Source organism: Terrisporobacter sp. (assembly GCF_017888745.1).
Lineage (GTDB): Bacteria > Bacillota > Clostridia > Peptostreptococcales > Peptostreptococcaceae > Terrisporobacter.
In genome coordinates, this window is the sequence record NZ_JAGHFM010000136.1 from 1 (window position 1) to 14,425 (window position 14,425).

A 14,425-nucleotide genomic window follows, 5' to 3' on the forward strand; every position below is an offset into this window, starting at 1 on the left:
ATAATTTAATACTATCATAGAAAGCTGTTGGATTTTGTAATTTACAGAGTTTTTTTCACACACTCTTTATGGATGTTAAAGTTTTAAAATAAAAAATCAACCATGCTAGATACACCGAACTCTTTACATATAGATTTTATACCTTCACTAATCTCATCTCTAGAATAATTATTCCCTTCTAAATAATTATCATCAAAATCGTTTAAGTATAAATAAAAAGCTATAGCCATTTCAAATTCTCTCATATTAGAAGTATCGATTTCTCTAAATAGCATATCTTCAGCTTCATTAATTTTACCGCAATTTGCAAGTTCAACTATTTTAATATATAGATAATCTGATCTTGAATATTCATTTTCTTTAGGCAAATCATATTCTATTTCACTTTTGCCAAGAATTATATACGAAATAGATTTTGTTAAATCTTTTATCATTCTTAAAATATAATCTTTTTCTAATTCCACTAATTTCACTCCTTTATGTAAGATTAATATATAACTAATATTGTTTTCTTTTAAAGAAATTGTACCATATTAAGTATTATCATTCAAATATACTAAATCTAATACTTATTAATATTATTTTGGTCAAATTCTTAGTATTTATTAAGAATAGTATTAATCATATATGAAAAAATAAATTTAAATAATATTTAAGGAGAAAAAAATGATAATAAGATTAGGATATGTGGCCATTGCTTTAAATTTAAAAAATATTACTACTTCTAGTACTGTAACTTACACCAACTATTGCAAATTAAAAAATGAAGAAGAAGGATTAAAAAAACTTAAATCTGTAACTTTTTCAAATTTAGATGGATTAGAAAAAATTCTAAAATATAACATAGAAAATAATATTCATTTTTATAGATTAACTTCTAAGCTTATACCTCTTTCTACTCATCCGCAAGTATATTGGGAGTATGAAAAATATTTTAAAAAAGAATTGCACAGAATAGGAGATATTATAAAATCATCTAATATGAGGGTAGATTTTCATCCTGATCAGTTTAATGTAATAAATAGTGTAAAAGACAAAGTGGTTAATGATACTATAAGAAATTTAAACCATGCAGTAGATTTATTTGAACTAATGGATTATAAAGAAGGAAAACTTGTTATTCATATAGGAAGTTCAGCTGATGGAAAAGAGAAAAGTATAGAAAGGTTTGTTTATAATCTAGAGCAATTTCCAAAAAGGATAAAAGAAAGAATAATATTAGAAAATGATGATAAAGTATTTACAGCAAAGGATGTTTTAGATATATGTGAAAGAGTGAATATACCTATGGTATTAGATGTACATCATCATAATTGCAAAAATAACAATGAGCAGATAAGTGATTTGATACAAAGAATTTTTAATACATGGAATAAAGAAAATCTACCTCCTAAAATTCATTTTTCTAGTCCTAAAGAATGTGATTTAGATAGGAAACATGCAGATTATATTGATTGTAACGATTTTATTAATTTTTTAAATTTAGTAAAAAATAGAGTGGATAGAGATTTTGATATTATGATTGAAGCAAAGAAAAAAGATCAAGCCTTGTTTAAATTAATAGAAGATTTAAAAAGCTCTAAATTAAAGTATAATTTTATAGACAACAGCACAATACAAATATAAATTATTCCTAGTAGGATACAATAATTATAATTTCTTTATTAATAATAAAACAAATTCAAAAAAACCATACCTATTAAGTTAAAATCTTATTTTAAAGGTATGGTTTTTAAAATATATTTGTTTATTAAAAATCAAAAGCTAAAATTCGCTTTGCTCATATCGCCAACGGATTTCGCTTGCTCAATCCCGTTGCTCAAATATATTTAGCTTATAATATTAGAAAATACGATTAAAGTCGCATTTTTCATCTTCTTCTAAGTTATTTAATATCATTTTTATTCTTTCTAATTCTTGTAAAGTAATCATCTTATCTTTTAAATCTATGCTTTTATCTAAAACTTCAATAGATAAAAAAATTTCATTAAAATAACCATGATTTATTAATTTATACCATGTATTCTTTTCATTTTCGAAAGATTTGTATAAATCATCTAATTTTAAGGAAGCTGTATCCCAATTATCTTCTTTTATATTAATTTCTATAGTATTAACTTTACCTGTATAGTAAGTCGAAAGTTCTTCAACCTTAGCATGACAAAATATACTTAATATGATAAATAGTATAGTCCAAATAAAAACATAAATAGTAGATTTCAAATTAAATCACCTCAATCCTCTTTTTTTTGAATAAAAAACTTATCATATTCATCTAATATACATATTAGAACTTCTTTAGGATCTTTTATATTTTGTGATTTTAAATTATCCATTAACCATTTTTTATCTTTATCCAAAAGTTTTAAATTTTCTTTTATTATTTTACCATCCATAATAAGAGATATTGGTAAATGATTATATTCAACAGCTGGTGTACTTTTATAAGTAGTAGAGGGAACAATACTTAAATTACCGTCAGTTTCTAATATAGCATATTGTATATATTTTATATTGAAATGACCTTGAACTCTAAGTTGCTCTAAAAGCTCAGTTATTGTAATTTTTTCTTTTTTTAATTCTTTATAATCAATTTTACCTTTATTTATTAATATAGATGGTTTACCAGATAAAACTTTTCCCAATTTCCTAAATTTGATACTAAGAAAAGAAATCAAAGTTTGCATAAATACAAGTCCAGTTAGAGATGCAATACCATATATCATAGGAATATCATTATTTTCCATCGGTGTAGAAGCAACTTCTGCTATTAGTAAAGTTATAACTAAGTCAAAACAGTTCATTTCTGCAATTTCACCTTTACCCATTACTCTTAAAGAAATTAAAACTGCAATATAAAGTATTATACTTCTAATAAATATTACTAACATAATTAATCCTCACTAAATATATAATATTTTAGTATTTCTAATATTAATTTCTTTATGTATAATTTATGTAGAAAAGTATTTAATATTAGGGGGAATATAAAATGGTAAGGGAGATTAGTATAAATAAAGCAGTAGAAGATTCAAGTTATATTTTTAATAATGGGCTAGCATGTTCCGAATCAGTAATTTACTCAATTAGGAAAAATTTTGAGTTAGATTTGTCTGATGATGTAATAGCAATGGCTTCTGGTTTTCCTTGGGGTCTTGGAAAAGCATATTGCATTTGTGGAGCATTGGCTGGAGCTACTATGTGTCTAGGGTATTTCTTTGGTAGAAGAGAACCTAATGATCCCAAAATTAATAAATGTTTTGAATTAACTAAAGAATTTCATGATTCTTTTGTAGAATTTGCTAGGGCATCATGCTGTGGTAAAATTACAGAGGGACTAGATAGAGATAACAATATGCATAAGAGTAAATGTACTAAAATAGTAGAAAAATCCACTAGAAAAGTATGTGAAATAATATGCAAAGAGCTTAGTATAAAAAATATAGATAATATAAATATAAAAAATGATTAAAAAATACATAATTAGTACAGAATTCATTTAGAGCACTAGGTTTACTGCCTAGTGCTTTTTATCTAGTATTTTTTATAAAATTTATGATATAATATACCTTGCATTATTTACTAAGGAGGAAGACAGATGGGAAAAAGAAAACAAGTTCAAGTTCCTATTGAAAAGATAGAAGAACAAAATAGATTTATTGAAGCAGTTGCTGAAAAAAACTCTAGATTTGTTGCTATAAATAAAAGAAAACCAAAATATATGATAACTACTTTTGGATGTCAAATGAATGAACATGATTCAGAAAAGTTATCTGCAATGCTGGATAGTATGGGTTATGAACCGACTTTAATGACAAATGACTGTGACTTAATAATATATAACACTTGTGCAGTAAGAGAAAATGCAGAGCTTAAGGTGTATGGTAACTTAGGTCACTTAAAGTTAGCAAAAAGAAAAAATCCAGATTTAAAAATAGCTGTATGTGGATGTATGATGCAACAACCTCATGTTGTTAAAGAAATTAAATCTAAATATAAACATGTAGACTTAGTATTTGGTACGCATAACTTATATAAATTCCCAGAATTATTAACTAGAACTATGGATAGTCATACTACTTTAGTTGATGTATGGGATGTAGATGGAGAAGTAGTAGAAGGTCTTAGAAGTAGTAGAAAATTTGAATTAAAAGCTTTTGTTAATATAATGTATGGATGTAATAATTTCTGTACATACTGCATAGTTCCTTATACTAGAGGTAGAGAAAGAAGTAGAAAACCAGAAGATATAATAAATGAAATAAAAGATTTAGTTGCAAATGGAACTAAAGAAATAACATTACTTGGTCAAAATGTTGATTCATATGGTAAAACTTTAGAGGAACCTATAACATTTGCTGAATTACTTAGAATGACGAATGAAATAGATGGATTAGAAAGAATAAGATTTATGACTTCTCATCCGAAAGATATATCTGATGAAGTTATATATGCCATGAGAGACTGTGACAAAGTTTGTGAATTCTTACACTTACCTGTACAATGTGGTAGCACATCTCTTCTTAAAAAAATGAACAGACATTATTCTAAAGAAGACTATTTAAGAATTATAGAAAAAGCCAAGGCAGAAATTCCTGATATAGCATTTTCAACTGATCTTATGATAGGGTTCCCTGGAGAAACAGAAGAAGATTTATTAGATACTATAGATGTTGTAGAAAAAGTAAGATATGATAATGCGTTCACTTTTATATATTCAAAAAGAGAAGGTACTCCAGCAGCTAAAATGGAAGATCAAATCCCAGAAGATGTTAAACATGAAAGATTTAATAGAGTATTATCTAAAGTAAATGAAATACTTGCTGAAATAAACAAAAGCTACGAAGGAAAAACAGTTGAAGTATTAATTGAAGGAAAAAGCAAGACAGATGATACTAAATTTGCAGGAAGAACTAGACAAAATAAATTAGTTAATTTCTCAGTTAAAAATCCAAGTGATGATTTACTAGGAAAAATTAGAAATGTAAAAATTACAGAAGCAACTACATTCTCTTTAATAGGAGAAGAAGCATAACAAAAACAAAAGGTGTAAAATATATTATTTTACACCTTTTTTACATACAAGGAAATTATATTGAATTTGCAATTGTGAAAAACCCATAGGTTAAAGCATTATCAATGTGTTTGAGAAGTTGTAAAAAAGTAAATTTTGAGCAACAGGCAAAGCCGTTGGCGACATGAGCGAAGCGAATTTTTTATTTATTCAGCATAATTAAATCTCTGCATATATAAATCATATAAAATAGAAACTATTAATACTACAGACATTGCTAAGCTTACTTTAATAATAATATTAGAAGAACTTTCCAATGCTATAGCAACATATCCCCATATAAACATCAGAGGAAAATTCACATCATCATTAAGTAAAGTAAATAAAATAGATGATATCGTTAATATTACTATTATGATGCTTGTCCAACCAACTTCACCTATCCATAAAAAAGAATTAATGCCAATTAATTTTAAAAACAAACCAATATCATAAATAGTAGTAATACATAACCAACCACATATTAAAGAAAATGGTAAAATATAAATTTTAGATATACAATTAGAACTTATTTTAAAATATGTAATAAATGAACTTACTAAAGTTACCATAATAAATACAGGTGTCAACTTTATAGGTATAATAAATGTAATACCTGTAAATATCATAGAAAATGAAGACCAAAGTCCAACTTTTTTATACATGATACTTTCTTTTGGAGTAGCTATAAATCCTTTAATAATCCAAATAAATAATAGAGTATATATTATACTCCAGACAATAAGTGAGTATGACGCAGGCATAAATTCTGGCTTGACTTTATCATAATTTAAAATACTATCAAATTCATTTACTTTAGAAGATGCATATATCAAAAAAATAAATCCAATAAAATTCATTATATTATTATATTTTCTACTTCTCATTATTTATTCCCCCTTAGAATAAATTTATGCTAAGGTTTGTTTATAAATTACTATAAATATGTAAGTTTAAAGAATTAAAATTAATATAATAAAATAAGTTAGTTAAGAAAAATCTTAACTAACTTACTAATTTTTTATAAATGTTAAAAAATTTTCTAAAATTCTAGCTGTTATACCCCAAATTACATAGTTGTTATATTCATAAAACCACACTGGATAGTTACCTTCAGCAAACTTATAATTTTCCTTATGAGGTATTTTTTCATATGGAAAATTCTTATTAGGTATAACTTTTACATCATTAGTGTAATAATCAGCTTTATAGTCTAATAAATAATCTATTGGTACAATAAATGTATGATCTACTTCGTCCTTATTAATATTTATATTATTTATATCTTTTAGGATACCTAGATAAGGGTGAATAATTAAATTTGAAGGAGAAACATATATATCTAAAGGAGAAATAATTTCTATATTATTTTGTGTAATTCCCAGCTCTTCACAAGTTTCTCTTATACAAGCTTCTTTAGGTGTTTCTTTTTCCTCAATTTTACCTCCTGGAAATGAAATTTCACCAGGTTGTGTTTTCATAGTTTTAGATCTTAATTCAAATAAGATAGAATATGAATTGCCTACTTTTACTAATGGTATCAAAACAGCTGATTTTTTCATTTTTTGATGTCCATTTATATATGGTATATAGTTTTTAAATTTATTTATTATATTATCCAATATAAACCCTCCTAAGTTAAGTTATTATTATAATCATATTATAATATTTCTATAAAAATTTTACTATTATATATTATAAGTAAAATTACATGTCATATAATTAATATCTTAATATAATAATTTGAATGATTATTGCTAAGCTACCGCTATTACCTACGGTAAGTTTAAAGGTTATAATAACAAGTATATAACTCCAAAATAATATAAAAAATGTTAAAATATTATTTATTGCAGAATTTTAATATTACTTATTTTATATTGTAAAATAAGAAGAATTAAATAAAATAATTATATTATACAAAATATAAGAATTCTTTATATTAACATATAAATTGTGTTATATGATATAATAACTAAAGATAAGGAGGTATAAACATGGAGATTGATAGACAAAAATTGACTCCTATGATGAAACAATATTTTGAATGTAAGGATAAATATCCTGATTGTATATTGTTTTTTAGACTTGGAGACTTCTATGAAATGTTTTTTGAAGATGCAATAGTAGCTTCAAAAGTTCTTGAAATAGCCTTAACAGGAAAATCTTGCGGACTAGAAGAGAGAGCCCCTATGTGTGGTATTCCTTTTCATGCAGCAAATTCATATATATCAAAGCTATTAGAAAGTGGATATAAGGTTGCCGTTGGTGAACAAATGGAAGATCCACAAAGTGTTAAAGGTATAGTAAAAAGAGAAGTAATTAGAGTAGTTACACCTGGTACTGTTTTGGAAGGAAATTTACTAGAAAATAAAAAGAATAATTATCTTATGTCATTATACAAAGAGAATGACAATATAGGTTTATCATATGTTGATATAAGCACAGGAGAGACTAATGCTACTTTAATCGGTAGAGATAAAATAATAGAAGAAATTGCAAAGGTTAGTCCTTCTGAAATTATACTAAATGATATAAGTTTCAAAGAAGATTTGAAAAATATAGCAACTTTAGGAAATATATATATAAATGAAAGTTTTAATGAAAATTATTTGAATATAAATATATTAAATGAGTATTTTAGTGATGATTATTTGAATGACTTAAAATTTGATGATGATAATTTAATCAAAAATAGTTTATGCATATTACTTAACTATATTTATAATACACAAAAACAGATTACATCTAACATTAATCATATAAACATATATAATCCAATGGAATATATGGTACTTGATATGTTTACAAGAATAAATCTAGAACTTACTCAAACAATGAGAGGCTCAAAAAAGAAAGGCTCACTTTTACATGTGCTAGATAAAACTTCAACTGCTATGGGTGGGAGACTTCTTAGAAAATATGTGGAAGAACCTTTAGTAAATAAAAAAAGAATAGATGAAAGATTAGACGTTATAGAAGAAATAAAAAACGACTTCTCTTTAAGAGAAGATTTAATTGACATCTTAAAAAATGTCTACGACGTAGAAAGAATTTGTGGTAAAATTGCATTTGAAAAAGTAACACCAAAAGAAATGATTAATTTAAGAAATTCTATAGAGAAGCTACCGCTTTTAAGTGAAAGAATAAATTATTCTAATGGAAACACAATAAAAAAATATATAGACAATATGGAAGATTTAAATGATATTTATGAGCTAATAAATAATTCTATTATGGAAGAACCTAGTATCACTATAAAAGATGGAAATATAATAAAATCTAGCTATAATGAAGAATTAAAAGAACTTAGAAATATTTCTAAAAATGGAGCTTTCATGATAAAAGAAATAGAAAATCGTGAAAGAGAAAAAACTGGTGTTAAATCTTTAAAAATAGGGTTTAATAAGGTATTTGGTTATTATATAGAAATAACTAAGGTAAACTTAGCAAGTCTAGACTTAGAAGGTAGATACATAAGAAAGCAAACTCTAAGTAATGCAGAAAGATTTATTACAGAAGAATTAAAAGAAATAGAAGATAAAATTCTTCATGCAGAAGAAAAAATTAAAGCACTTGAATATGATATATTTGTTAAAATAAGACAAACTATTTATAACAATATAGATAGAATACAAAATGTGGCTAAAATAATAGCTAATATAGATGTATTTACTTCATTTGCTACGGTAGCTCATATGAATAACTATGTAAAGCCTCTTATAAATGAAAATAGTAAATTAGATATAAAAAATGGTCGTCATCCAGTAATTGAAAGTATAGTTGGAGAAGAAAACTTCGTTCCAAATGATACTTATTTGAACAGTGGAGAAAATATAATTAACATAATTACAGGACCGAATATGGCAGGTAAATCTACTTATATGAGACAAACAGCAATAATAACTTTAATGGCTCATATGGGTTCTTTCGTCCCGGCAGAATATGCTAATATTCCAATTTGTGATAGAATTTTTACTAGAGTAGGAGCTAGTGATGATTTATCTCAAGGACAATCAACTTTTATGGTAGAAATGAGTGAGGTATCTCATATATTAAAAAATGCAACTAATAAGAGCTTAGTAATATTAGATGAGATAGGTAGAGGTACATCAACTTATGATGGTATAAGTTTAGCTTGGTCAATAGTTGAATATATAGAAAAAAATATTAAGTGTAAAACTTTATTTGCAACTCATTATCATGAACTAACAGATTTAGAAAATGAATTTACAGAAGTCAAAAATTATTCTATTGCAGTAAAGGATGATGGTGAGAATATCATCTTCCTTAGAAAAATAATAGATCAAGCTGCAGATAAAAGTTATGGTATATATGTTGCTAAACTAGCTAAGCTTCCTAATGAAGTTATTAATAGATCTTCACAAATATTAAAAGAATTAGAAAAAAATCATGTACATAATGGCTACGCCATAAATGGAAATATAAATGAAATAATTTCTAATGAAAGTACAATTAATTCTGAGGGAAAATATGTAGTCAAAGAAAATACTATATCTGAAATAGAATTAGAATTAAAAAAACTTGAAGAAAGTAATCTAAAAAATGAATTTGAAGCTTTAAAATTAGAAAAAGAAAGTATTAATAAAACATATAAGAAGCTTAAAAGAGATTACGATAGACTAAATGATGAATTTGAAAAATTAAACAATAATATAAATCAAGAAGTAGCAGTAAGTGTAGACCAAATATCATTTGATATAGTCAATGATAATAATATAATAAATGAAATAAAAGAATTAGATATATTAAGTATGACACCGCTTGATGCTATGAATGCTTTATTTAATATTCAAAAGAAAGTTAAGAACAAAAACTAATTTTTTGGAGGTATTATATGTCAAGTAAAATTAATATATTAGATGATTTAACTATAAATAAAATAGCAGCAGGAGAAGTAGTCGAAAGACCTTCTTCTGTTACTAAAGAATTAATTGAAAATTCTATCGATGCTGGTGCAACACAAATTGTGATAGATATAGTAGACGGTGGAAAAAAACAAATAAGAATAACAGATAATGGTAGTGGAATTTTATCTAGCGAAGTGGACAAATCATTTTTAAGACATGCTACGAGTAAAATAGCTAAAATAGATGATTTGTATGACTTATATTCATTAGGGTTTAGAGGAGAAGCACTAGCTTCTATAGCCTCTGTGTCTAGACTAGAAATGATAACAAAAACTAAAAATGAGCCAATAGGAACTAAGGTTGTTTTAGAAGGAGGCAAAGAAATTTTAAAAGAACCTGTAGGAACTAAAAATGGTACGACTATCATAATAAAAGATTTATTCTTCAATACTCCTGCAAGGCAAAAGTTTTTGAAATCTACTCATGCTGAAACTATTAATATAAGTGATTTAATAAATAAGCTTGCTATTGGTAATAGCCATATACAATTTAAGTACATAAATAATGGAAAGTTAATGTTAAACACACCTGGTGATAATAAGCTTCTTTCTGTTATAAGAAGTATTTACGGTAAAGATATTGTAGAAAACTTAATAGAGTTAAAAGGAGAAGGCAAATATTGTACTATAAGTGGGTACATTGGAAATAATAATATTTATCGTTCTAATAAAAATTTACAGCATATTTATATAAATAATAGGTTTGTAAAAAGTAAAATTATTTTAGATGCAATAAGTGAAGCGTACAAATCTATAATTCCTATTAATAAACATGGTGTATGCTTTTTACATATAGATATAAATCCATCTAATATAGATGTAAATATACACCCAACTAAAATGGAAATTAAATTTGAAAATGATAAAGATTTATATATAGAAATAAGAGATTTACTTAAGAAAAGATTACTAAATTCTGTACTAATTGGTAAGTACGAAACTTATGACAGTAAAAATACCTATAACAAAGATAGTAATTACAATAATGTAAAAGAAACTAAAGAATTATATCAGGCTCAAAACAAAGATACTTTAGAAGTTTTGAATAAATCAGAGGAAAATAAGGCTACGCCCATAGAAGAAGATACTCCTAGTATAAATACATTTGTATCTTTAAAGGAAGCTTTAAAAAAAGAAGATAATAAAAAAGCTAATAATGAAAACATGTCTTTAAATAATTTAGATATAAAATACAAAAATGATTCAATTAAAAATATAGAAAATTCTCTAACTCTTGAAAACAGTGATGCCAAAATTTATCCTATAGAAAATAAAAAAGGAGAGTTTTTTATAGATGAAATAATAGATGTTAGTAAATCTTTTACATTTGATGAATTATCTACTCTGAACACTTTAGACAAAGAAAATAAAAATGAAATATTAGATGATATAATTAAATACGAAACTAGATTTTCACTTACAGAATTTAAAGTTGTAGGAAGTATATTAAATACTTATATAGTATTAGAAAAAAATAATTCAATGTACTTATTAGACCAACATGCAGCACATGAAAAAGTTTTATATGAGGAGTATATGCAAAAATATAAAAATCATAAAATTGATATGCAGATGTTGCTCGATCCTATAATACTAGAAATTTCTAATATAGATATGTTAAAAGTAGAAAAAAATATAGATTTATTTTTAACATTTGGTTTTGAGGTTGAACTATTTGGAAATAATCACATTATGATAAGAGGTGTTCCTACTATTTTTGGTAATCCAGAATCCGAAAAATTTATACTACAAATCATTGATAATATTGAAGATTTGAAAAATAGTTATGATTTAAAAGGAAGTAAATTTGCATCAATGGCATGTAGAGCTGCTATTAAAGCAAATGATAAGATACATACAATAGAAATGAAGAAGCTTCTTAGTCAAATGGAAAAGTGTGAGAATCCTTTTACATGTCCTCATGGTAGACCGACTATTGTTGAAATATCAAAAAAAGAAATAGAAAAAATGTTCAAGCGAATAATGTAAGAAAGGAATAATATGAAAAAAATACCGCTTATTATACTTACAGGACCCACAGCTGTTGGTAAGACAGCTTTATCAATAGAACTTGCTAAGGATCTGAATGCAGAGATAATCTCTGCTGATTCTATGCAGATATATAAATATATGGATATAGGCAGTGCCAAAGTTACTAAGGAAGAAATGGATAATATTGTTCATCATATGATAGATGAAGTTACGCCGGAGTATAATTTTTCCGTATCAGAATTCCAAAAAAGAAGCAAAAAATATATTAATGATATTTCCAATAAAGGAAAAAATGTTTTGGTAACAGGTGGTACAGGATTATATCTTAATTCTTTGATATATAATATGGATTTTGCAAAATCTAACAGTAACTCAAAGTTAAGAGAAGAATTAGAAAGAGAATTGCAAGAAAAAGGCATAGATTATATGCATGAAAAGCTAAAATCATTAGATAGTGATGCTGCAAATAGAATACACAAAAATAATACTAAAAGAGTTATAAGAGCATTAGAAGTATGTTTAGATGGAAAGAAGATGCAAGACTTTTCTACTGATTTAAAATACAATGAAGACTATTTACCTATCATAATAGTTCTAAATAGAGATAGAGAAATTCTTTACAATAGAATTAACAAAAGAGTAGATATTATGATGGAATCTGGATTGGTGGATGAAGTTAAAAAGCTACTAGATATGGGATATACGAAAGACTTAATATCTATGCAAGGTATAGGATATAAAGAAATTGTAAAGTATATAGAAGGTGAGTATTCATTAGAAGAAGCTATCGAAATTATTAAGAGAGACTCAAGAAGATATGCAAAGAGACAAATTACTTGGTTTAAAAGATATAAAGATAGTAAATGGTTTGATTTAGGAGAATATGATAATCAAGAAATACTCAAGGAAGATATAATGAACTATGTTGAAAATATTACAAAAAATGTATAATATTATAATATAGTACTTTATGGAGGAAGTTTTAAATATAATTTAGTCGGGAGGATATTGTTTAATGAAAAATACTGCTTTAAACCTACAAGATTTGTTTTTAAATAATGCTAGAAAAGAAAGAATTCCTGTAACTATATATCTAATGAATGGTGTACAAGTAAAAGGATATGTTAAAGGATTTGATAGTTATATAGTATTATTAGAAGGAGAAAATAAACAACAAAATCTAATTTATAAGCATGCAGTGTCAACTATAGTTCCAGGCAAAAATATAAACTTACAAAATACTAATCAAATAAATAATAAATAATAAATTATACTTTTAAAAAAGGTACTTATATTAGCCTATAATATATATTATAGGCTAATATAAGTACCTTTTTATTATTAATTAGTATAGATACTCTATAAAGTAAACTTAATATTTATTATAAATAATCTATTAACCTTGAACTAAAATTTTCTCTGTGATAAAATTTTTAAAGTGACAAATATATGGGAAATAGGTGAGAAAAAGTGCTTAAAGAGACAAGTGAATTATTAAAAGAATATTATGGATTAGATGATGAAACATTTGCATTATCTGAGGAAGTAATGGAAGATATTAAAGATAAATTTGAAGAAATTAAACAAATAAGAGAGTATAATCAATATAAAGTATTAAGAGCTATGCAAAGGGCAAACTTAAGTGATAATCACTTTAATTGGACTACAGGTTATGGTTATAATGATATAGGCCGTGAAAAGATAGAAGAAATATATGCTGAGGTGTTTGGTGCTGAAGATGCTCTTGTTAGACCTATAATTGTAAATGGCACTCATGCACTAAGTTTATGTATACAAGGACTTGTTAGACCTGGAGATGAAATATTATCAATTACAGAAAAACCTTATGATACTTTACAAGGCGTAATAGGTATAAGAGAAGAAAAAGGTTCATTAAAAGAGTTTGGTGTTACATATGATGATGTAGATTTTTTAGAAGATGGAAACATAGATTTAGAAGGTGTAAAAAAGAAAATAAACGATAGAACAAAGTTAGTATTAATTCAAAGATCAAAGGGATATTCATGGAGAAAATCTTTATCAATAAATGATATAAAAGAAGCTATAGAAGTAGTTAAATCTGTAAAAAAAGACGTAATAGTAATGGTAGATAACTGTTATGGTGAATTTTTAGACATAAAAGAGCCTACTGAAGTGGGCGCTGATATTATGGCTGGTTCATTAATTAAAAATCCTGGTGGAGGACTTGCATTAACAGGTGGTTATATAGCAGGTAGAAAAGATTTAGTTGAAATGGTATCTTATAGATTAACTACTCCTGGTATAGGTAAAGAATGTGGACTAACATTTGGAACTTCAAGAAATGTATTACAAGGATTCTTTATGGCTCCTTATGTTACTTCTCAAGCAGTTATGGGAGCAATTTACTGTGCAAGAATGTTTGAAAGATTAGGATATGAAGTACTTCCTAAATATAATGATTTAAGAAG

General features: G+C 25.6%; 13 protein-coding genes. 8 read left to right on the top strand and 5 right to left on the bottom strand.

Features of this window, described 5'->3' with window-relative positions:
* Positions 1–83 precede the first annotated feature (83 nt).
* A complete protein-coding gene (locus tag J7G74_RS06470) occupies positions 84–464 on the bottom strand; it encodes a DUF6483 family protein (protein ID WP_297133312.1) in 381 nt (126 codons plus the stop codon).
* 202 nt (positions 465–666) lie between these two features.
* Here J7G74_RS06470 and uvsE point away from each other — a divergent pair, with 202 nt between their 5' ends.
* Positions 667–1,626, top strand: a complete 960-nt coding sequence (gene uvsE, locus J7G74_RS06475; RefSeq protein ID WP_297133314.1) for a UV DNA damage repair endonuclease UvsE — start codon at positions 667–669, stop codon at positions 1,624–1,626.
* 216 nt (positions 1,627–1,842) lie between these two features.
* On the opposite strand, the gene J7G74_RS06480 is transcribed toward uvsE, so the two are convergent.
* Together J7G74_RS06480 and J7G74_RS06485 are read right to left on the bottom strand one after the other, a co-directional pair.
* Complete coding sequence (locus J7G74_RS06480; RefSeq protein WP_297133315.1) at positions 1,843–2,223, bottom strand: DUF4363 family protein; 381 nt, start codon at positions 2,221–2,223, stop codon at positions 1,843–1,845.
* Positions 2,224–2,234: 11 nt separating this feature from the next.
* Positions 2,235–2,891, bottom strand: a complete 657-nt coding sequence (locus J7G74_RS06485; RefSeq protein ID WP_297133316.1) for a DUF421 domain-containing protein — start codon at positions 2,889–2,891, stop codon at positions 2,235–2,237.
* Between the two features lie 101 nt (positions 2,892–2,992).
* Here J7G74_RS06485 and J7G74_RS06490 point away from each other — a divergent pair, with 101 nt between their 5' ends.
* Positions 2,993–3,472 carry a C-GCAxxG-C-C family (seleno)protein gene (locus tag J7G74_RS06490; protein WP_297133317.1) on the top strand — a complete coding sequence of 160 codons (480 nt, stop codon included), beginning with the start codon at positions 2,993–2,995 and terminating at the stop codon, positions 3,470–3,472.
* A 126-nt stretch (positions 3,473–3,598) separates the two neighbouring features.
* Positions 3,599–5,035: a tRNA (N6-isopentenyl adenosine(37)-C2)-methylthiotransferase MiaB gene (miaB, locus tag J7G74_RS06495; RefSeq protein ID WP_297133318.1), complete on the top strand. Its 1,437-nt coding sequence runs from the start codon at positions 3,599–3,601 to the stop codon at positions 5,033–5,035.
* Positions 5,036–5,220: 185 nt separating this feature from the next.
* Here the strand turns inward: miaB and J7G74_RS06500 are convergent, their stop codons facing one another.
* Both J7G74_RS06500 and J7G74_RS06505 read right to left on the bottom strand, forming a co-directional pair.
* Complete coding sequence (locus tag J7G74_RS06500; RefSeq protein WP_297133319.1) at positions 5,221–5,940, bottom strand: hypothetical protein; 720 nt, start codon at positions 5,938–5,940, stop codon at positions 5,221–5,223.
* A 126-nt stretch (positions 5,941–6,066) separates the two neighbouring features.
* Positions 6,067–6,675 (bottom strand): NUDIX hydrolase, encoded by a 609-nt coding sequence (locus J7G74_RS06505; RefSeq protein ID WP_330616435.1) that lies wholly within the window; start codon positions 6,673–6,675, stop codon positions 6,067–6,069.
* Between the two features lie 375 nt (positions 6,676–7,050).
* Between J7G74_RS06505 and mutS the strand changes: the two genes are divergently transcribed.
* From mutS to J7G74_RS06530, 5 genes are all read left to right on the top strand, one after another.
* The gene (gene mutS / locus J7G74_RS06510) at positions 7,051–9,894 is read left to right on the top strand and encodes a DNA mismatch repair protein MutS (protein ID WP_297133321.1); all 2,844 of its coding nucleotides are present in this window, start codon (positions 7,051–7,053) and stop codon (positions 9,892–9,894) included.
* Positions 9,895–9,911: 17 nt separating this feature from the next.
* Complete coding sequence (mutL, locus tag J7G74_RS06515) at positions 9,912–11,972, top strand: DNA mismatch repair endonuclease MutL (RefSeq protein WP_297133323.1); 2,061 nt, start codon at positions 9,912–9,914, stop codon at positions 11,970–11,972.
* Between the two features lie 12 nt (positions 11,973–11,984).
* Positions 11,985–12,926, top strand: coding sequence for a tRNA (adenosine(37)-N6)-dimethylallyltransferase MiaA (gene miaA, locus J7G74_RS06520; RefSeq protein WP_297133324.1), 942 nt, complete (start codon positions 11,985–11,987; stop codon positions 12,924–12,926).
* 64 nt (positions 12,927–12,990) lie between these two features.
* Positions 12,991–13,239, top strand: coding sequence for an RNA chaperone Hfq (gene hfq, locus J7G74_RS06525; protein WP_297133325.1), 249 nt, complete (start codon positions 12,991–12,993; stop codon positions 13,237–13,239).
* Positions 13,240–13,445: 206 nt separating this feature from the next.
* Positions 13,446–14,425 (top strand): aminotransferase class V-fold PLP-dependent enzyme (locus J7G74_RS06530; protein WP_297133327.1); only part of this gene is annotated, 980 nt, incomplete at its 3' end.